Annotated in this window: 15 protein-coding genes; 10 read left to right on the forward strand and 5 right to left on the reverse strand. The window is 67.9% G+C overall.

The features are described from left to right. Window positions 1-472: 472 nt before the first annotated feature. Window positions 473-1,684 (reverse strand): tyrosine--tRNA ligase, encoded by a 1,212-nt coding sequence (gene tyrS / locus AC5P5V_RS04165; RefSeq protein ID WP_134968640.1) that lies wholly within the window; start codon window positions 1,682-1,684, stop codon window positions 473-475. Window positions 1,685-1,851: 167 nt separating this feature from the next. Between tyrS and AC5P5V_RS04170 the strand changes: the two genes are divergently transcribed. After that, window positions 1,852-3,324: a M23 family metallopeptidase gene (locus AC5P5V_RS04170; protein WP_134968641.1), complete on the forward strand. Its 1,473-nt coding sequence runs from the start codon at window positions 1,852-1,854 to the stop codon at window positions 3,322-3,324. 66 nt (window positions 3,325-3,390) lie between these two features. Further along, a complete protein-coding gene (locus AC5P5V_RS04175; protein ID WP_081280424.1) occupies window positions 3,391-4,518 on the forward strand; it encodes an anhydro-N-acetylmuramic acid kinase in 1,128 nt (375 codons plus the stop codon). 68 nt (window positions 4,519-4,586) lie between these two features. Here the strand turns inward: AC5P5V_RS04175 and AC5P5V_RS04180 are convergent, their stop codons facing one another. The 3 genes from AC5P5V_RS04180 to AC5P5V_RS04190 form a co-directional block, all read right to left on the reverse strand. After that, on the reverse strand, window positions 4,587-4,817 hold the full coding sequence (locus AC5P5V_RS04180; RefSeq protein ID WP_065196060.1) for a hypothetical protein: 231 nt from the start codon (window positions 4,815-4,817) through the stop codon (window positions 4,587-4,589). Between the two features lie 77 nt (window positions 4,818-4,894). Then, window positions 4,895-6,268, reverse strand: coding sequence for a muropeptide MFS transporter (locus AC5P5V_RS04185; RefSeq protein WP_049455489.1), 1,374 nt, complete (start codon window positions 6,266-6,268; stop codon window positions 4,895-4,897). After that, a complete protein-coding gene (locus tag AC5P5V_RS04190; RefSeq protein WP_061478738.1) occupies window positions 6,265-7,065 on the reverse strand; it encodes an exodeoxyribonuclease III in 801 nt (266 codons plus the stop codon). The genes AC5P5V_RS04185 and AC5P5V_RS04190 overlap by 4 nt, the downstream gene beginning before the upstream one ends. 161 nt (window positions 7,066-7,226) lie before the next feature. Between AC5P5V_RS04190 and pyrE the strand changes: the two genes are divergently transcribed. From pyrE to AC5P5V_RS04230, 8 genes are all read left to right on the forward strand, one after another. Further along, complete coding sequence (pyrE, locus tag AC5P5V_RS04195; protein WP_005420471.1) at window positions 7,227-7,886, forward strand: orotate phosphoribosyltransferase; 660 nt, start codon at window positions 7,227-7,229, stop codon at window positions 7,884-7,886. A gap of 19 nt (window positions 7,887-7,905) precedes the next feature. After that, complete coding sequence (locus tag AC5P5V_RS04200) at window positions 7,906-8,568, forward strand: hypothetical protein (protein ID WP_061478739.1); 663 nt, start codon at window positions 7,906-7,908, stop codon at window positions 8,566-8,568. A gap of 221 nt (window positions 8,569-8,789) precedes the next feature. After that, window positions 8,790-8,882, forward strand: a complete 93-nt coding sequence (locus tag AC5P5V_RS04205; RefSeq protein ID WP_005407770.1) for a potassium-transporting ATPase subunit F — start codon at window positions 8,790-8,792, stop codon at window positions 8,880-8,882. A 12-nt stretch (window positions 8,883-8,894) separates the two neighbouring features. Then, window positions 8,895-10,604 carry a potassium-transporting ATPase subunit KdpA gene (gene kdpA, locus AC5P5V_RS04210; RefSeq protein WP_061478740.1) on the forward strand — a complete coding sequence of 570 codons (1,710 nt, stop codon included), beginning with the start codon at window positions 8,895-8,897 and terminating at the stop codon, window positions 10,602-10,604. A gap of 10 nt (window positions 10,605-10,614) precedes the next feature. Beyond that, window positions 10,615-12,672 carry a potassium-transporting ATPase subunit KdpB gene (kdpB, locus tag AC5P5V_RS04215; protein ID WP_134968642.1) on the forward strand — a complete coding sequence of 686 codons (2,058 nt, stop codon included), beginning with the start codon at window positions 10,615-10,617 and terminating at the stop codon, window positions 12,670-12,672. Then, entirely contained in the window at window positions 12,669-13,319 is a 651-nt protein-coding gene (gene kdpC, locus AC5P5V_RS04220; RefSeq protein ID WP_154350094.1) for a potassium-transporting ATPase subunit KdpC, read from the forward strand. The genes kdpB and kdpC overlap by 4 nt, the downstream gene beginning before the upstream one ends. Before the next feature lie 51 nt (window positions 13,320-13,370). Then, window positions 13,371-16,031: an ATP-binding protein gene (locus tag AC5P5V_RS04225; protein ID WP_072168700.1), complete on the forward strand. Its 2,661-nt coding sequence runs from the start codon at window positions 13,371-13,373 to the stop codon at window positions 16,029-16,031. Next, window positions 16,012-16,725, forward strand: coding sequence for a response regulator transcription factor (locus AC5P5V_RS04230; protein ID WP_005420506.1), 714 nt, complete (start codon window positions 16,012-16,014; stop codon window positions 16,723-16,725). The genes AC5P5V_RS04225 and AC5P5V_RS04230 overlap by 20 nt, the downstream gene beginning before the upstream one ends. Before the next feature lie 78 nt (window positions 16,726-16,803). On the opposite strand, the gene AC5P5V_RS04235 is transcribed toward AC5P5V_RS04230, so the two are convergent. Further along, complete coding sequence (locus AC5P5V_RS04235; protein ID WP_134968643.1) at window positions 16,804-19,152, reverse strand: phosphomannomutase/phosphoglucomutase; 2,349 nt, start codon at window positions 19,150-19,152, stop codon at window positions 16,804-16,806. Window positions 19,153-19,155 lie beyond the last annotated feature (3 nt).

Here is a 19,155-nt window from a genome sequence, read left to right on the forward strand (position 1 = left end):
CTGGCAACGTATCGCTTGCTTTAAAACAATTAATAGTTGCTTGATCAAACGTCTGCAAGATGGACAATCATCCTTCCTGCAGGCGCCTTCACAAGATACCTGCGCATACTTTCAAAGATCCGGGGAAGTGGCCTCAGCGCCATTCCCGTGTGCTGCGAAGTTTCCTTCGTAGCGAGCCGCCCATTATGCCAGACTTTTTCAGTCCGTCAACACCTTCGTTCGATCATCTCGTTCGGCGGTGGTGGGTGCCCTGTTGTCGCTGAAGCCCCTTGGTGGCGACCCCTGCGACGGGGGAGGAGAAGTATGTCCCCATTCCCATCATTTGTGAAGGGGGTGTGGCGATTTTTTTCACCGGATGTTGCATCTGTTCATGCGCCGCGCTGCGGCAGGAACCCGTGAAGAGCAGCCGAGCGTGGGCTTGGCCCTACAAGAGCAGAAGGAAGGGCCGGCTGGCGCCGGCCCTTCCTTCTTCTCAGCCAGCAACCAGGCGCACGCGGGCGAAGGTGCGCTTGCCGACCTGCAGCAGGCCTTCGAAGCCGGGCTGCAGCACCTGCTGGCCGTCTTCGACCACTTCACCGTCCACCTTGACCGCGCGCTCCTTGAGCTTGCGGTTGGCTTCGGAGTTGCTCGGGGTCAGGCCGGCCGCCGTCAGCAACGCGGCAATACGCAGGCCTTCGGCCGGGATCGCCACATCCTGCAGCGGCAGCTGGGTGATATCGCCCTGCCCGGTCACCGCCGCTTCCCAGCCGGCAATCGCCTGCTCTGCCACCACGGCGTCGTGGAAACGGGTCGCCAGCTCACGCGCCAGGCGCAGCTTGACCACGCGCGGGTTCAGGCCGCCATTGGCCACCTGCTCGCGCAGCTGCACGGCCTCGGCCTGGCTGATGTCGAAGGACAGCAGCTCGATCCAGCGCCACATCAGGGTGTCGTCCACCTTCATGGTCTTGGTGACGATGTCGATGGCCGGCTCGCTGATACCAATGTAGTTGCCCAGCGACTTGGACATCTTGTTGACGCCGTCCAGGCCCTCCAGCAGCGGCATGGTCAGCACCACCTGCGGCTTCTGGCCATGGTGTTCCTGCAGGCCACGGCCCATCAGCAGGTTGAACTTCTGGTCGGTACCGCCCAGCTCGACGTCGGCCTCCAGGGCCACCGAGTCGTAGCCCTGCACCAGCGGGTACAGGAACTCATGGATGGCGATGGACTGCTGGGCGGCATAACGCTTGGCGAAGTCGTCGCGCTCGAGCATGCGCGCCACGGTGTGCTGGCCGGCCAGACGGATCATGTCGGCCGCGCCCATCTTGCCGAACCACTCCGAGTTGAAGCGGACTTCGGTACGGCTGCGGTCCAGCACCTTGAACACCTGTTCCTCATAGGTACGGGCGTTGGCCAGCACGTCATCGCGGCTCAGCGGCTTGCGGGTCAGGCTCTTGCCCGAGGGATCGCCGATCATGCCGGTGAAGTCGCCGATCAGGAAGATGACCTGGTGGCCAAGGTCCTGGAACTGGCGCATCTTGTTCAGCAGCACCGTGTGGCCCAGATGCAGGTCGGGCGCGGTGGGGTCGAAGCCGGCCTTGATCCGCAGCGGGCGGCCCTCCTGCAGGCGCGCACGCAGATCCTCGAGCTTGAGGATCTCGTCGGCACCGCGGCCGATCAGGGCAAGGGCTTCTTCAATCGAGGACACGTGACTACTCCCGGCAACGCCGATTCTTGTGTGGGGTGTTAAAGCAAAGTTAACCCGATTGGCTTCACAAAAGCCAATGGGCACAAGGGTTTGACGCGGTTTTCTCAGGTGTCTATGGTAACCGCCGATCAGGCCCGCGCTCCCGGGCCGCCAGGAAAAGACCGCCGATGCACAATTCCGAACAAGGGCGCGCACGCAAGCAGCGCTTCCAGGAACGCCTTCACGTCCTGCACGACAACGCCCTGCATCGGAAGCTCAGGCAACACCTTCCCGCCGCCTTCAATGAGCGCTGGACCCGCCGCCATTGGATGCACGCCAGCCTGTTTGCGACCATCGGCGCCCTGGTGGCGACGATCGTCCCCGGTTTCTCGCACACCATTGATGCGCCTTACGCGGACAGCCACACCAGTCTGGCGCTGCCGCTGCCGCCGTTGACCATGGCCCGCCAGCAGCAGGTGCCGGGCGACAGCTGGCAGGTGCTGCGCATCCAGCGCGGCCAGACCCTGAGCGATCTGTTCGACAAGGCCGGCATTCCGGCCACCACCCTGCACCGGGTGCTGGAGCACCCCGGTGCGCGCGAGGCGCTGACCAAGCTGCGCCCGGGCGCCGAGATCGCCTTCGACATGCCACTGTCCGGCGACCTGCGCAGCATCCGCTTCGATCGCGACGCCGACAACCGGGTGGAACTGAGCCTGACCGGCGATGACATCAAGGAGAAGGTGACGCGGCGCGAGACTTCCACGCGTACCGTGGTCACCAGCGGCGAGATCACCAGTTCGCTGTATGCCGCGGCCCGCCGGGCCGGGCTGTCGCCGTCGGCGATCGCGACGATGACCGACGACATCTTCAAGTACGACATCGACTTCTCGAAGGACCTGCAGCCGGGCGACCGCTTCAGCGTGGTGATGGACGAGACCTGGCGCGAAGGCGAGAAGGTGGACACCAGCAAGATCCTGGCGGCGACCTTCACCACCGGGGGCAAGACCTATTCCGGCTTCCGCTTCGACCGCAACGGCAAGTCCGAGTACTACGACATCAACGGCCGTTCGTTGAAGAAGAGCTTCATCCGCATGCCGATCCCGTTCGCGCGGCTGAGCTCGACCTTCGGCGCACGCAAGCACCCGGTGCTGGGCAAGATGCGCATGCACAAGGGCGTGGACTACGCCGCGCGTACCGGCACGCCGATCATGGCCGCCGGCGATGCCCGCGTGCAGTTCGCCGGCGTGCAGCGCGGCTATGGCAACGTGGTGATCCTCGATCACGGCCGCGGCCACACCACCCTGTACGGGCACATGTCGCGCTTTGCGAACATCAAGACCGGCCAGCGCGTGGCCCAGGGCACGGTGATCGGCTACGTCGGCTCGACCGGCCTGGCCACAGGCCCGCACCTGCACTACGAATTCCGCGTCAACGGCGAGCACCGCAACCCGCTGACCGTGACCATGCCGCCGCCGGAGCCGCTGAAGGGCGCCGAGCTGGTCGCCTTCCGCGCGCAGACCGCGCCGGCGATGGCCCGCATCCAGGGCATGGAGAAGCTGATCTACGCCGATGCCAGCCCGGCACCGACCAGCCGCGACGAGGCCGCCACCGAGGTGGCCAGCGCCAAGGACAAGCAGTCGACCGGCCGCAAGCGCGGCTGAGCGCGCTGCGTTGACGAACGAGGACGCGGCAGCCCAAGCTTGCCGCGTCCTTTTTTTATGCCCGCCATGAACACCACTGCCGACGCTGACGCCCCCCTGTACCTTGGTCTGATGTCGGGCACCAGCGCCGACGGCATCGATGCCGCGCTGGTGCAGTTTCCCGCGGGCGGAGGCTGCCGCTTCGTGCATGGACTGACCGCCCGCTGGGAACCGGTGCTGCGCGCGCGGCTGGTGGCGCTGGGCGAAGGTGGCCCGTTGGATTCGCTGGAGGAGCTGGGCGAACTGGACGCGCGGATTGCGATCAACTTCGCCGAGGCTGCCAACCAGCTGCTGGCCGAAGCCGGCGTGGATCGCAGCCAGGTGCGCGCGATCGGCTCGCACGGCCAGACCGTGCGCCACCGCCCGCTGGCCGATCCGGCGTTCACCGTGCAGCTGGGCGACGGCAACCGCATCGCCGAACTGACCGGAATCACCACGGTGTCCGACTTCCGCCGTCGCGACGTAGCGGCCGGGGGGCATGGCGCGCCGCTGATGCCGGCTTTCCACCTGGGCATGCTGGGTGCCGCCGATGAAGACCGCGCGGTGCTCAACCTGGGCGGCATCGCCAACCTGACCCTGATCCCGCGCGAAGGCGCGGTGCGTGGCTTCGATACCGGCCCGGCCAACGCGCTGATGGATGCTTGGTGCCAGCGCCACACCGGCCGTACCTTCGATGCCGATGGCGCGTATGCCGCCAGTGGCGCGGTGGACGAGGGCCTGCTGGCCGGCTGGCGTTCGGACCCGTGGTTCGCGCTGCCGCCGCCGAAGAGCACCGGGCGCGAGCAGTTCCATCTGGCCTGGGCCGAGGCCCACATGGAGGAAGGCGAATATGCCGCTGCCGATGTGCAGGCCACCCTGCTGGAGCTGACCGTGGCAACCGTGGCCGATGCGCTGCTGGCGCAGCAGCCGCAGACCCGGCGCCTGCTGGTCTGTGGCGGCGGCGTACGCAACCGGCAGCTGATGAAGCGCCTGGCGGCGCGGCTGCCGGAGGTGCAGGTGGAGTCCAGCGCGGTGCACGGGCTGGACCCGGAGTACGTGGAGGCGATGGGCTTTGCCTGGCTGGCGCAGCGGACGATGGACGGGCTGGCCGGCAACCTGCCGAGCGTGACCGGAGCCAAGGGGCCGCGGATCCTGGGGGCAATCCACCTGGCGTGAGGTGGCGCCATCCACGCATGACGTGGATTCACCGGGCAGCCGAGCGTGGGCTCGGCTCTACAAAGCCGCTAATCGAAGCCCTGCCCTGCAGGCAAGGCCTGCAGGGCGGCGATCGCATCGGAGAGGGCGTCCACTTCGGGATCGCCGAAACCGGAGCGGACCTCCAGTTCACTGCTGAACAGGCCCTGCTCCAACAACGCGGCGCAGGTCTGTTCTTGGGTCCAGCCGCGGGCGACCGCGACACGTCGGATACGTTCCAGCAGCAGCGGGTCCAGGTCCCGCAGCACAACGTCGGCCATGCTCACTTCCCCGTTCGCAAGGCACCGCCCCCTCGGCGCGTGGGGGCGATGATCCCGCAGACTGGACGGGCAGGCAATCAGGTCGAGCTGGAGGCCTGGCGACGGCGCTGCTGCAGGATCAGCAGGGCGCAGAGGATCACCACCGGGATCGCCACCAGCGCGGTACCGACGAAGAACAGCGCGTAGCCTTCCAGCAGCGTCCGACCCTGTGCGAGCGTCTGTACCGACCACCCCGAGAGCCCCTTGAGCGCCTTGCCGGGCATCGCGTAGAACGAACTCAGCAGCGCGTACTGGGTTGCGGTGTATCCGATGCTGGTCAGGCTGGACATATAGGCGATCAGCGCCGTACCGGCGAAACCGCTGGCGAAGTTGTCGATGGCCATGGCCACAGCAAAATGGGTCGTGTCTGGGCCCGAATAGGCCAGCCAGGCAAATGCCAGGTTGGAGGCAGGCCCCAGCACGGCACCCACCATCAGCGCCGCCAGCACCCCCCAGCGAACCGAGACCAGGCCCGCCGCAGCAATGCCAACGAAGGTCGCGACCAGACCCACCGAGCCACGCACGGCGCCCACGGTGTCCTCGTCCAGGCCGAGATCGACATAGAAGGGGTTGGCCATCGGCCCCATGACGAAGTCGGCCATGCGATAGACGCTGATGGCCACCAGGATCAGGATCGCGCCGCTGCGATGCTCGCGGACGAAGGCGATGAACGGCCCCGCCACGGCGTCGAACAGGCCGCGCGGCGTCCACAGGGAGGTCGCCTGTGCCTGCACGGCAGCCACTTCCCGCGCGGGTTCACGGGCCATGACCACGGCTACCACGCCAAGCGCCATCAGCACGGCCATGATCTCGTAGGAGACCTGCCAGCCAACACGGGCCGCGATGATCAGGATCAGTGCATCGGTGACCAGCAAGGCAGTGCGGTAGCCCAATGCCGAGGATGAGGTCAGCAGGCCAAGCTGCTCGCTGTTGTCAGCACTTTCAATGCGCCAGGCATCGATGACGATGTCCTGGGTGGCCGAAGCAAACGCCACGATCACGGCCATTACGCCGAACACGACGATGTGCTGCCAGGCGATGCCCAGGAACTGGATCTGGCCGCCCTTGGGCTGGACCAGCGCCATGCCGACAAGGCCCACCACTACGACCAGCTGCGACAGCAGCATCCAGCCGCGGCGGCGGCCAAAACGACCGAACAGAGGCACGTCGGTCTTGTCGACGATCGGCGCCCACAGGAACTTCATGGTGTAGGCCAGCCCGACCCATGACAGGAAACCGATCGTGCTCAGCTCGATGCCTTCCTTGCGCATCCAGAAGCCGAGCGTGTTGCCCACCAGATAGATGGGCAGGCCCGAACTGAAACCGAGCAGCAGCATCGCCAGCACCTTGCGCTGGCTCAGGTTGGACAACACCTGCTGCCACGGTCGGCGCGGCTTGGCGGCCTCAGTCACAGGTCGTAGTCCACGGTGAACGGGGCGTGGTCGGAGAAGCGCTCGTCGCGGTAGATCGAACAGCTACGCAGTTTGTCGCGCAAGCCCGGCGTGATGAACTGGTAGTCGATGCGCCAACCGACGTTGTTGGCACGGGCGGCGCCGCGGTTGCTCCACCAGGTGTAGTCCTCGCCGGCGGGGTTGAGCAGGCGGTAGGCATCGGCCCAACCGCGGCCGGCGGCGACATCGGTGGCCTGGCCGTGGTCGGCGCAGAGGGCGTTGAGCCAGTCGCGCTCCTCCGGCAGGCAGCCGGAATTCTTCTGGTTGGACTTCCAGTTCTTGATGTCCAGCGCCGAACGCACGATGTTCCAGTCGCCGCACAGCACGTAGTCGCGGCCGCTGCGCGCCCACTCCTCCAGGATCGGGCGCAGCCATTCCATCACTTCGAACTTGAAGCCCTGGCGCAGGTCACCCGAGCTGCCGGAGGGAATATAGAAGGAGACCACGCTGAGATTGCCGTAGCGCGCCTCGATGTAGCGGCCTTCGTCGTCGAACGGGGCCCAGCCCAGCGAGGTGATGACCTGGTCCGGCTCGCGCCTGCTGTAGATCGCCACGCCGCTGTAGCCCTTCTTGGTGATGGCGTCGCGATAGAAGCAGTGGTGCCCGTCTGGACGGAACATCGGGTCGGTCAGCTGGTCTTCCTGGGCCTTGGTCTCCTGGATGCACAGGACGTCGGCGTCCTGGGCACGGAACCAGTCGAGGAAGCCCTTGGTCGCGGCGGAACGGATGCCATTGGCGTTGAAACTGATGATGCGCATGCGGGGACCTGCGGCGGGAAACCGGGCAAGCATACCGGTTGCCCGTGGGGCTGCGCAGTCCGCCAGGCAGCGCCGCGACACCGTTCACGCGGGGCCGGACGAGCGCGAAACGCCCAGCTGGATTAGGATTTGTGCTCCAAATGAAGATGAATCGAGTTTTGATGAGCGACCACCGCCACCGTTTCCTGCAGCTGGCCCTGACCGCCGACGCCCTGCGCTTCGGCCAGTTCACCCTCAAGTCCGGCCGGCTGAGCCCCTATTTCTTCAACGCCGGCCGTTTCGACTCCGGTTCGCTGCTGTCCCAGCTCGGCGCCTGCTATGCCGATGCCATCGATGCCAGCGGGATCAAGTACGACGTGGTGTTCGGCCCGGCCTACAAGGGCATCCCGCTGGCCACCGCGATGGCCTGCGAGCTCGCCCAGCGCGGCCGCGACCTGCCGCTGTCATTCAACCGCAAGGAAGCCAAGGACCACGGCGAAGGTGGCCAGCTGATCGGCGCCGACATGAATGGCAAGCGCGTGCTGATCGTCGACGACGTGATCACCGCCGGTACCGCGATCCGCGAAGCGCTGGGCATCATCCGCGCTGCCGGCGGCACCCCAGCCGGCATCGTGGTAGCCCTGGACCGCCAGGAGATCGCCTCGGAAACCGACCGCCGCTCGGCGGCGCAGTCGGTGGCCGAAGAGGCCGGGATTCCGGTGATCGCCGTGGCGTCGCTGGCCGATCTGCTTGATTTCGCCTCCGGCAACCCGGAACTTGTGGGTTACCGCCAGCCGCTGGAAGCCTACCGGGCCCAGTACGGCGTCCGTTCGATCCGCTGACCGACCCAGGGGAAAGGTCATGTCCCGAGTTCCTGCCGTTCTCTTTGCCGGCCTGCTGCTGGCCGTGCCGTCCACCGTGCCGGCGCAGTCGCGCGACGGCGGCAAAGTGGAAAAGAAGCTGTATTGCTGGAACGAGGGCAAGGAGCGGATCTGCAGCGATTCGCTGCCAGCCGATGCGGTCAATCACGCCCGCGAGGAGTTCAACGCGAAGAGCGGCCTGCGCAATGCGCAGGTCCAGCGCGCGTTGACCGACGAAGAGCGCGCCGCGGCCAGCACCCAGGCGCAGCAGCAGCAGCTGGACCTGATGGCCGAGCAGACCCGCCAGCGTACCGAGCAGGCGATGCTGTCCACCTATGGCAGCGAGGAGGACCTGCGCCGGGTGTTCGCCGAGCGCCAGGAAGTGCTGGACAACAACCTCAAGACCGCCGAGTACAACGTCACCAGCCTGCGCGAATCACTGGTGGCGCTGCTGTCGGCCGCCGGTGACCGAGAACTGGCCGGTGGCAAGGTCGCCGACAAGCAGGCCGAGGCGATCCGTCAGCGGCACGTGCAGTTGCAGGCGCAGCAGCGCCTGCAGGCCGGGTTCCTGCAGCAGCAGCAGGCGCTGAAGGCGGAAATTGAAAGCACCCTGCAGCGCTATCGCGAGCTGAAGGGCGTGGCACCGACGAGCCAGGCGCCGTGATTCGCTTGTAGAGCCGAGCCCATGCTCGGCTCCGCGTGACCTTGGGAAAGAGCAGCCCAGCATGGGCCCGGCTGTACAGTAGGCGGCGCCTGGTTACGGCTTGGCCCACGGAATTTATGCACTCTTTACGCGTCGGCACGGTCCGGCGCGTAGTGCGTTTATGGGCGGCAGGACGACGATGACGGCCTGAGGTGGAGGGGTTCCACCAGGACGCTATTGCAATGTCCCCCTGGCTGTCGTTGTTGTGTGGCGTGCTGGTGCTGGTCGCCGCCGCCTATCTCCTTTATGTCGTGCTGCGGCCCGAGTCATTCTGAGCGGAGCCTGCCATGACCGAGATGCTTGTGATTATTGCCGCCAGCCTGTTGCTGGCGTGGCCGCTGGGCCTGTACCTGGCGCGCGTGATGCGCGGCACGCCGATGAAGGCCGACGTGCTGTTCAACTGGATCGAAAAGCCGTTGTACAAGGTGTTCGGCGTCGATCCCTCGCGCGCGATGTCCTGGCGCGGCTATGTGCTGGCCTTCGTGCTGAGCAACGTGGTGGTCGCCGTACTGACCCAGGCGGTGTTCATGACCCAGGCCTGGTTGCCGTTGAATCCGGACCAGATCCCGAACATGCGCTGGGACACCGCGCTGCACACGATGATCTCGTTCCTGACCAACACCAACCAGCAGCACTATTCGGGCCAGGCGCAGCTGTCCTACCTCTCGCAGATGACCGGCATCACCGGCCTGCAGGTGGTGACACCGATGATGGGCCTGGCGCTGGCGGTGGCCACGCTGCGCGCGTTGTTCTCGCGTGCGCCGCAGGCTGCGGCGGCCACCAGTACCGGCGATGACCGCCAGGTGGCGGTGGGCAACTACTACGTGGACGTGGTGCGCCTGTGCGTGCGCTTCCTGTTGCCGCTGTGCCTGGTGTGGACCCTGCTGCTGACCAGCCAGGGCGTGCCGTCGACGATGGCCGGTGGCCCGCAGGCCACGCCGATCGATGCCAGCGCCGGCATGGCCGGACAGAAGCTGCCGCTGGGCCCGGTGGCGGCGATGGTCGCGGCCAAGCAGCTGGGCGCCAACGGTGGCGGCTGGTACGGCCCGAACAGCAGCTTCCCGCTGGAGAACCCGACCCCGCTGTCGAACGCGCTGGAGATCGTCGGCATCCTGCTGGTGCCGATGGCGGTGATCTTCATGATCGGTGCGTTCACCGGCCGGCGCCGGTTCGGCGCCCTGGTGTTCAGCTGCATGCTGGGCATGTCGCTGCTGTCCACCGGCGCGATGGTGTGGAGCGAAGGGCACAGTGCCAGCGCCGCCACGCCGCTGCTGATGGAAGGCAAGGAGGTGCGCTTCGGCGCCGACGGCACGGCGCTGTGGGCGGCGGTGACCACCCAGGTCTCCAACGGCTCGGTCAACGGCATGCATGACTCGCTGGCGCCGCTGAGTGGCGGCATCGCGATGGTCAACATGCTGGTCAGCGCGATCTGGGGCGGCATCGGCTGTGGCCTGCAGCAGTTCATCGTGTACCTGCTGCTGGGCGTGTTCCTGGCCGGGTTGATGACCGGACGTACGCCGGAACTGTTCGGCCGCAAGCTGGAGACGCCACAGGTACGCCTGCTGGCCCTGCTGGTGCTGCTGCAGCCGATCACCCTGCTGGTGTTCACCGCGATCACCCTGGCCGTGCCCGGGCTGGCCGCTACCTCCAACCCGGGCTTCCATGGCATCAGCCAGGTGTTCTACGAGTACGTCTCGGCCTACGCCAACAACGGCTCGGGCTTCGAGGGGCTGGGCGACGCCACGCTGTGGTGGAACCTGAGCTGCTCGCTGGTGCTGCTGCTGGGCCGCTTCCCGCTGCTGATCATCCCGCTGGTGGTGGCCGCGCAACTGGCCGCCAAGCGCCAGGCGCCGGAGTCTGCCGGCAGCCTGCAGATCGAAACCCCGACCTTCGCCCTGACCCTGGTCTCGGTGATCGTCATCCTGACCGTGCTGCAGTTCATGCCAGCGCTGGTACTCGGCCCGATCGCCGACCACCTCAGCCTGGGACTGCACTAAGGACACCCCGATGAGTACCCACGCAAGTTCCACCCGTAGTTCCCTTGCCCCGCGCCCTGCGCTGCTTGATGGCGCCGGCCTGCGCCGTGCGCTGGTCGACGCAGTACGCAAGCTATCGCCGATGCACCTGGTGCGCAGCCCGGTGATGGCGGTGGTGATGGCCGGCACGATCGTCGCCGCCATCGTCACACTGACCGGCAATGCGCCGCTGGGCTTCGGCCTGGCGGTGACCGCGATCCTGCTGGTGACCGTGTTGTTCGGCAATTTCGCCGAAGCAGTGGCCGAGGCGCGTGGCCGTGGCCAGGCCGCATCGCTGCGCCGCGCTCGCCAGGATCTGGTGGCGCGCCGCCTGGCCGCGCCGCAGCCGGGGGCTGCGGAAACCCAGGTACCTGCCGCCGAGCTGCGCCCGGGCGACCATGTGATCGTCAGTGCCGGTGAGCTGGTGCCGGCCGATGGCGAGATCGTGCAGGGCCTGGCCACCATCAACGAGGCGGCGGTGACCGGCGAATCCGCCCCGGTGCTGCGCGAGGCCGGTACCGACCGTTCCGGCGTGATCGGCGGCACCAAGGTGCTGTCCGACCAGATCATCGTGCGGGTGACCGCCGAGCCGGGGCACAGCTTCCTGGACCGGATGATCGCGCTGGTGGAAGGTGCCAACCGTCAGAAGACGCCGAACGAGATCGCGCTGACCCTGTTGCTGGCAGCGATGACGCTGACCTTCCTGGTGGTGGTGGCGACGCTGCCGGCGATCGGCGCGGCGGTAGGCGTGCAGGTCGATCCGCTGCTGCTGATCGCGCTGCTGGTATGCCTGATCCCGACCACCATCGGCGGCCTGCTGCCGGCCATCGGCATCGCCGGCATGAACCGTGCGCTGGCTGCCAACGTGCTGGCCAAGTCGGGCAAGGCGGTGGAAGTGGCCGGCGACGTCGACGTGCTGCTGCTGGACAAGACCGGCACCATCACCTACGGCGACCGCCAGGCCAGCCACTTCCATCCGTTGGCCGGCATCGACGCCAGCCAGCTGCGTGAAGCGGCGCTGCTGTCCTCGCTGGCCGACCCGACCCCGGAAGGCAAGTCGATCGTACGCCTGGCGCGCGAGCAGGGTTGCGCCACCGCCGAGCCGGACCATGCCGAGTACCTGGCGTTCAGTGCACAGACCCGCATGTCCGGCGTGGACCTGGAACATGGCCGGCAGATCCGCAAGGGTGCCGCCGATGCGATCCGCGCCCACGTACAGGCGCTGGGCGGCAACGCGCCGGCGGAACTGGCCGGTCGCGTCGAGCAGGTGGCGCGCGATGGCGCCACCCCGCTGGTGGTGGCCGAGGGTCGCCACGTGCTGGGCGTGATCGAGCTGTCGGACGTGGTCAAGCACGGCATGCGCGAGAAGTTCGCGCAGCTGCGCGCGATGGGCATCCGCACGGTGATGATCACCGGCGACAACCCGCTGACCGCCGCTGCCATCGCTGCCGAAGCCGGCGTCGATGACTACATCGCCGAGGCCCGCCCGGAGGACAAGCTGGCGCGCATCCGCCAGGAGCAGGCCGGTGGCCGGCTGGTGGCAATGGTCGGTGACGGCACCAACGACGCCCCGGCACTGGCCCAGGCCGACATCGGCCTGGCGATGAACTCCGGCACGCAGGCGGCGAAGGAGGCCGGCAACATGGTCGACCTCGATTCGGACCCGGCCAAGCTGCTGGCGGTGGTGGAAGTGGGCAAGCAGCAGCTGATCACCCGCGGCGCGCTGACCACCTTCTCGCTGGCCAACGACGTCTCCAAGTACTTCGCGATCCTGCCGGCGCTGTTCGCCGCGGCCGTGCCGACCATGGCCGCACTGAACGTGATGCAGCTGTCGAGCCCGCGCAACGCAGTGCTGGCGGCACTGATCTTCAACGCCCTGGTGATTCCCGCCCTGATTCCGCTCGCCCTGCGTGGCGTGCGCTTCCGCCCGGCCACCGCAACGGCGCTGCTGCGCCGGAACATGCTGGTGTACGGCCTCGGCGGCGTGCTGCTGCCGTTCGCGGCGATCAAGGCGATCGACCTCCTTCTTGTCCTGGTATTCGGCGCATGAACCGTACTGTTTCCACTTCGTCTTCCCTTCCCCGCGGACAGAAAGCCGAGGCCCGCGTGGCGAGCCTGCAGGATGGCGCAAGCTGGCGCCCGGCGATCGGCCTGGGCCTGGCCACCCTGCTGCTGGCCGGCGCGGTCTACGCCGGCATCGCCACCGGCTTCGCCGGCCTGGCCTACCCGACCCAGGCCGAGGGCAGCCTGCTGCGCGACGGCAACGGCCAGGTGCGCGGCTCGGCGTGGCTGGCGCAGCCGTTCACCGGTGATGGCTACTTCCAGGCGCGTCCGTCGGCGGCCAACTACGACCCGATGGCCGCGGCCGGTTCCAACATGGCGCGCAGCAATCCCGCGCTGGCCGAGCGCGTCGCTGCCAGCACCGCTGCGGTGGCTGCACGGGAAGGTGTCGCGCCAGCGCAGGTTCCGGCCGATCTGGTAACCCAGTCCGGCGGCGGTCTCGATCCGCAGTTGTCGCCGGCCGCCGCACAGCTGCAGGTGGCGCGCGTAGCGCGTGCCCGTGGCCTGCCGGTGGAGCGCGTGCAGGCACTGGTGCAGGCCCATACCGAAGGGCGCCAGTGGGGCCTGTTCGGCCAGCCACGGGTGAACGTGGTGACGCTGAACTTCGCGCTGGACCATGCAGCCAAGGCACCGTGATGCCGGTCTGCACCGGCTGCGCGCACAATGGCAGCCATGACAGCGGCCCCCATGACTGATGCACGTACCCGCCAGGCCGATGCCCTGGTTGAAGGCCTGCAACGCGAAGCCGGCGGCAAGCTGACCGTGTTCCTCGGTGCGGCGCCGGGCGTGGGCAAGACCTACACCATGCTGACCCGCGCGCAGGAACAGCTGCGCCGCGGCGTCGACCTGGTGGTGGGCCTGGTGGAAACCCATGGACGCACCGATACCCAGGCCCTGTTGGAGGGCCTGCCGCAGCTGCCGCTGAAGGACGTGGCCTATCACGGCCATGCCCTGCAGGAGATGGACCTGGACGCCGTGCTGGCACGGCATCCGGCGCTGGTGCTGGTGGATGAACTGGCCCATCGCAACGCGCCGGGCAGCCGCCATGAGCGGCGCTGGCAGGATGTGATGGAGCTGCTGGACGCCGGCATCGACGTCTGGACCACGGTCAACATCCAGCATCTGGAAAGCCTCAACGACGTGGTGATGCGGATCACCGGCGTGCGCGTCAGCGAGACCGTGCCCGACGGCGTGCTCGACCGCCTGCACGACATCGTGCTGGTCGATCTGCCGCCGCGCGAACTGATCGCTCGCCTGCAGCAGGGCAAGGTCTATGTGCCCGAACAGGCCGCTCAGGCACTGCAGGCGTTCTTCTCACCGGCCAACCTGACCGCGCTGCGCGAACTGGCGATGCAGGAAGCCGCCGACCGCGTCGACAGCAGTCTGCGCGAAACCCGCGCCGCGCGTGGCGAAGGCAATCTGCCCCTGCGTCGCGGCGTTCTGGTGGCCATCGACGGGGGCGGCCAGAGCGAATACCTGGTGCGCGTGGCGCGGCGCATCGCAGAGCGCCGCGACGCACCGTGGACGGTAGTGACCGTGCAGGGCCGGCGCCAGGACGAGGCGACCCGGCGCGAGATCGATGCGGCCTTCGCGCTGGCACGGCGGCTGGGCGGCGACGCCGAACTGCTGCATGGATCGAGCATCGCCGATGCCCTGCTCGATCATGCCGCACACAACGGCGTGTCGACCCTGGTGCTGGGCCGGACCCGCGAACGTCCACTGGCACGGATGTTCAACCGCACCCTGACCCAGCAGCTGATCCAGCGTGGCGCGCATTACGAGATCACCATCATCAGCACGCCGCAGGCACGCGCACGCTCGCGCCGCGAGAGCCTGCTGCCGCCAATGCGCGGTATCAGTCATGAACCGGCACAAGCCCTGATCGCTACCGCGCTGGCCTGTGCGGTGGCGTGGCTTGCCGAACACTGGGTGGGCATGGCCGACCTGTCGATGGTGTTCATCGTCGCGGTGGTGCTGGTGGCTGCACGCACGCGCGCCAGCGTGGCGGTGATGGCCGCGATCCTGTGCTTCCTGGCCTACAACTTCCTGTTCATCGCGCCGCGCTTCACCTTCGCCATCGGTGCACGCCAGGGCGTGATCACCGTGTTCCTGTTCCTGGCCGCCGCACTGGTGGCCGGGCGCCTGGCCTCGCGCCTGCGCATGCAGGTGATTGCGCTGCGTGCGGCCAACCGCCATGCGCGTGCGCGCCAGCAGCTGGGCCGTCAGCTGGCCAGCGCGGCCGGCAACGGCGAGGTGGCACAGGCAGGCCGGCATGCGCTGGAGCAGGCCCTGGACGTGCCGGCGTGGCTGCGGATCGGCACCGATACCGCCGCCGGTGGCCGCAACCAGCCTGGCGATACCGACCTGGCTGCCGCCGACTGGGCACTGCGCCACGGCCAGCCCAGTGGGCGCTTCACCGATACCCTGGCCGGTGCGCAATGGTGGTTCCTGCCGTTGCTGGACGGCGAAGACCGTGCGATCGGCGTGGCCGGCCTGTACCTGCCCGGCGCACAGGCGCGCCTGCTGCCCGAACAACGGCAGCTGGCCGAAGCGATGGTCGACGACATCGCACAGGCCGCGCTGCGTACCCGGCTGGTGGCGGAACTGGAGCAGGCACACGTCAGCAACGAGACCGAGCGGTTGCGCTCGGCGCTGCTCTCCTCGGTGTCGCACGACCTGCGCTCGCCATTGGCGGCGATGATCGGGTCGGCCGACAGCCTGGCCAGCTACGGTGCGGCCATGGATACAGCCGATCGCCGTGCTTTGCTGGACACCATCCTGGTCGAGGGCGAACGGCTGGACCGCTACATCCAGAATCTGCTGGACATGACCCGGCTGGGTCATGAAGGGCTGAAGATCAACCGCGACTGGATCGGCGTGGACGAGCTGATCGGCTCGGCGGCACGACGCCTGCAGCGCTACCAGCCAAAGGTGCGGCTGGAGCTGGACATCCCAGCCACGCTGGCACCGATCTGGGTGCACCCGGCGCTGGTCGAACAGGCCGTGTTCAACGTGATGGAGAACGCGGCCAAGTTCTCGCCGCCCGACGCCGCGGTGCAGGTACAGGCGCGCGAGCTGGACGGCCAGCTGCGCATCGACGTGATCGATGCCGGCCCCGGCATTCCCGATGACGAGCGCGCGCGCATCTTCGACATGTTCTACAGCGTCGAGCGTGGCGACCGAGGCCGCCACGGCACCGGCCTGGGCCTGACCATCTGCCAGGGCATGATCGGCGCACATGGCGGCAGCGTGCAGGCGCTGCCCGGACGCGACGGTCGCGGTACCCTGATCCGCATCACCCTGCCCCTGCTCAAGCCAGCCTCCCACGATGAGCCCGACCCCGATTGATGCCAGCGTGCCGGCCGCACGCGTGCTGGTGATCGACGATGAAACCCAGATCCGCCGGTTCCTGGACATCAGCCTGCGCGCGCAGGGCTACCAGGTGCGGCAGGCCGCCACCGGCCAGGAAGGCCTGCAGCTGGCCGCCAGCGAAGACATGGACCTGGTGATCCTGGACATTGGCCTGCCGGACATGGAAGGCCATGAGGTCCTGGAACAGCTGCGCCAGTGGAGCCAGGTGCCGGTGATCATGCTGACCGTGCGCGCCGGCGAAGCCGAGAAGGTGCGCGCACTGGATACCGGCGCCAACGACTATGTGACCAAGCCGTTCGGCACGCAGGAACTGATGGCGCGCGTGCGGGCGCTGCTGCGCACGCGCAGCGTGCCGACCGATGGCACGCCGCCGGTGTTCGACGATGGCCACCTGCACGTGGACCTGGTGCGTCGCGAAGTCGCCCTGCAGGGTGAACCGGTGGCGTTGACCCGCAAGGAATACGCGCTGCTGTCGCTGCTGCTGCGCAATGCCGGGCGGGTGGTGACCCAGCCGCAGATCCTGCAGGAGATCTGGGGGCCGACCCACCAGCACGACACCCACTACCTGCGCATCCTGGTCGGCAAGCTGCGGCACAAGCTGGGCGATTCGGCGCTGGATTCGCGCTACCTGTTCACCGAGCCGGGCGTGGGGTTGCGGTTCAAGGGGTGAGGGTGTGTCGACCAGGGTCGACACCTACCAAGAGCGGGCAAGGCGTGCCGACCAACGGTCGGCCCCCACCAGGATCGTTCAGAACCCCAGCGGGGTGTCGCCCAGCACTGGTTGCAGCTGGCTGCGGAACAGGGCCTGGATGCGTTCCAGTGCGGCCTCGTCGTTGCCTTCGAAGCGCAGCACCAGCACCGGCGTGGTATTGGAGGCACGCACCAGGCCCCAGCCATCGGCGAAGTCCACGCGCAGCCCATCGATGGTCGACAGGCGGCCACCCACATACGGGTTGTCCGGCGACTGCGCCGCCGCCACCAGCATCGCCACCAGGGCATGCGGCGTCCCGTCGGCCACCGGTACCTTCAGCTCCGGCGTGGCGACCATTTCCGGCAGTTCGCCCAGCACCTCGTCCGGGGTTTCCTCGCGCTGGGCCAGGATCTCCAGCAATCGCGCAGCGGCGTACAGACCGTCGTCGAAACCGAACCAGCGTTCCTTGAAGAAGAAGTGGCCGCTCATCTCGCCGGCCAGCTCGGCATCGGTCTCGCGCATCTTCGCCTTCATCAGCGAATGCCCGGTCTTCCACATCAGCGGGCTGCCACCGTTGCGCAGCACATGGTCGGACAGCTTGCCGGTGCACTTCACGTCGTAGATCACCATCGCGCCCGGATTGCGCATCAACACATCGGCAGCGAACAGCATCAGCAGGCGATCGGCGTAGATGATCCGGCCTTCGCCGGTCACCACGCCCAGCCGGTCGCCGTCGCCATCGAAGGCCACGCCGAGATCGGCGCCAAAGCGCTTGACCGTCTGCACCAGGTCTTCCAGGTTGGCCGGTTCGCTCGGGTCGGGATGATGGTTGGGGAAGGTGCCGTCGACATCGCAGTACAGCGGAATGACGTCGGCGCCGATCGCTTCCAGCAGCTGCGGCGCCAGTGCGCCGGCCACGCCATTGCCGGCATCGGCCACGACCTTCAGTGGGCGGTCCAGCTGCACGTCATCGGCGATGCGCTGGATGTAGTCGGCACTGACATCGCGCTGCTGGTAGTCACCGGGCTCGGCGGCCTGCACCAGGCGGCCCTCGACGATGCGCTGGTAGAGATCGGTGATGGCATCGCCGGACAGCGTCTCGCCGCCAATGACCACCTTGAAGCCGTTGTACTCGGGCGGATTGTGGCTGCCGGTGACTGCCACGCAGGTGCCGGTACGCAGATGGAAGGCGGCGTAGTACACCAGCGGTGTCGGCGCCAGGCCGATGTCGATCACCGCGCAGCCGGCACGGCGCAGGCCCTCGGCCAGCCCGGCCGTCAGCTCGGGTCCGGACAGGCGGCCATCGCGACCGATCACCACCTCGCGCAGGCCCTGCTCCAGTGCCACGGTGCCGATGGCCTGGCCGATCAGCGCCGCGGTCTTCGGTGTCAGTTCACTGCCCACCACGCCGCGGATGTCATAAGCGCGGAAGATGCCGGCGGCCAGCTCCTCGGCCGGCACCGGCGGTGGCGGCGGTGGTGTGACATCGCCACTGCCGGTCACAGCGGCCACGGGTGGCGGCGCCTGCTGCAGGCTCTCGCTCAGGGTCGGGCCATGGTCGGCCTCGGACGCTGCGGCGCGGCGCGGCAAGGGCAGCGACTTCGGCAGTCGGTCACGTCCCACCACCAGCAACACGGCAATGAACGCCAGCAGCAACGCCACAATGGCGCTGGCCAGCGCGCCCAGGCCCAGCGGACCGGCGTCGACATTCGGTACCGACGCGACTAGTCGCAGCGGCGTGCCAGCAACCGGGCGCGCCAGCGCTTCGGCGCTTTCGGACAGGCCCGCGTTGCCCTGGGTGACCAGATCGAAGCCACCCTGGCGCAGGCCAAGGAAGCCTGCGGACGGCGCACGCACCTGGTCCAGCGGCGAGGTCAGCCGCAGCAGCGGCTGGCGGACATAGATCACGGCCGGCCCCAGGCTGCCCAGCTGCACTGGCGCAGCCAGGCCCAGGCGATTGCCGCCACCATCGCGGACGACGCGCAGGCTGGGTTTGCCCTCAGCCACCGCCGCTTCCAGCAGGGCCAGGCGTGCATACCCGAAGGTGGCCGGATCGGCATAGGCGTTGGCCAGATCGGCCGTCAGCACCTCGACCTGCTCAACCCCGGTCCAGCTCTCGCGCACGGCCAGCGCCGCTGCAGCGGCATCGCCGGCCTGCAGCGCCTGCTGCACGCGATCGTTCTTCAACTGCTGCTGCAGCTGCTGCAACTGGCCTGCAGCGGCCTGCTGCAGGCCCTGCACGGCCTGGTCGCGCGCTTCTTCCAGCGCCTGGCCGTTGGCCTCCTGCCGCCATTGCTGCACCGCGCTCCATCCGAACCAGCCGGCCAGCAGGATCAGCAGCACCCCCAGTAGTGGTGCACTGCGACCCAACGACCGTCCCCGCTGTCCTTCCCCGATGCCGCTCATCGA

It is taken from the genome of Stenotrophomonas sp. YJH_SMC_130 (genome assembly GCF_059369035.1).

Excerpts from the sequence above, each read along its gene's own strand:
- AC5P5V_RS04235 (WP_134968643.1), bottom strand. The coding sequence starts at position 19,152 with ATGAGCGGCATCGGGGAAGGACAGCGGGGACGGTCGTTGGGTCGCAGT.
- AC5P5V_RS04180 (WP_065196060.1), bottom strand. The coding sequence starts at position 4,817 with ATGGCCGACGTTGTGCTGCGGGACCTGGACCCGCTGCTGCTGGAACGT.
- AC5P5V_RS04200 (WP_061478739.1), top strand. The coding sequence starts at position 7,906 with ATGTCCCGAGTTCCTGCCGTTCTCTTTGCCGGCCTGCTGCTGGCCGTG.
- AC5P5V_RS04175 (WP_081280424.1), top strand. The coding sequence starts at position 3,391 with ATGAACACCACTGCCGACGCTGACGCCCCCCTGTACCTTGGTCTGATG.
- AC5P5V_RS04225 (WP_072168700.1), top strand. The coding sequence starts at position 13,371 with ATGACTGATGCACGTACCCGCCAGGCCGATGCCCTGGTTGAAGGCCTG.
- kdpC (WP_154350094.1), top strand. The coding sequence starts at position 12,669 with ATGAACCGTACTGTTTCCACTTCGTCTTCCCTTCCCCGCGGACAGAAA.
- AC5P5V_RS04205 (WP_005407770.1), top strand. The coding sequence starts at position 8,790 with ATGTCCCCCTGGCTGTCGTTGTTGTGTGGCGTGCTGGTGCTGGTCGCC.
- kdpB (WP_134968642.1), top strand. The coding sequence starts at position 10,615 with ATGAGTACCCACGCAAGTTCCACCCGTAGTTCCCTTGCCCCGCGCCCT.
- AC5P5V_RS04230 (WP_005420506.1), top strand. The coding sequence starts at position 16,012 with ATGAGCCCGACCCCGATTGATGCCAGCGTGCCGGCCGCACGCGTGCTG.
- AC5P5V_RS04170 (WP_134968641.1), top strand. The coding sequence starts at position 1,852 with ATGCACAATTCCGAACAAGGGCGCGCACGCAAGCAGCGCTTCCAGGAA.
- AC5P5V_RS04190 (WP_061478738.1), bottom strand. The coding sequence starts at position 7,065 with ATGCGCATCATCAGTTTCAACGCCAATGGCATCCGTTCCGCCGCGACC.
- kdpA (WP_061478740.1), top strand. The coding sequence starts at position 8,895 with ATGACCGAGATGCTTGTGATTATTGCCGCCAGCCTGTTGCTGGCGTGG.
- pyrE (WP_005420471.1), top strand. The coding sequence starts at position 7,227 with ATGAGCGACCACCGCCACCGTTTCCTGCAGCTGGCCCTGACCGCCGAC.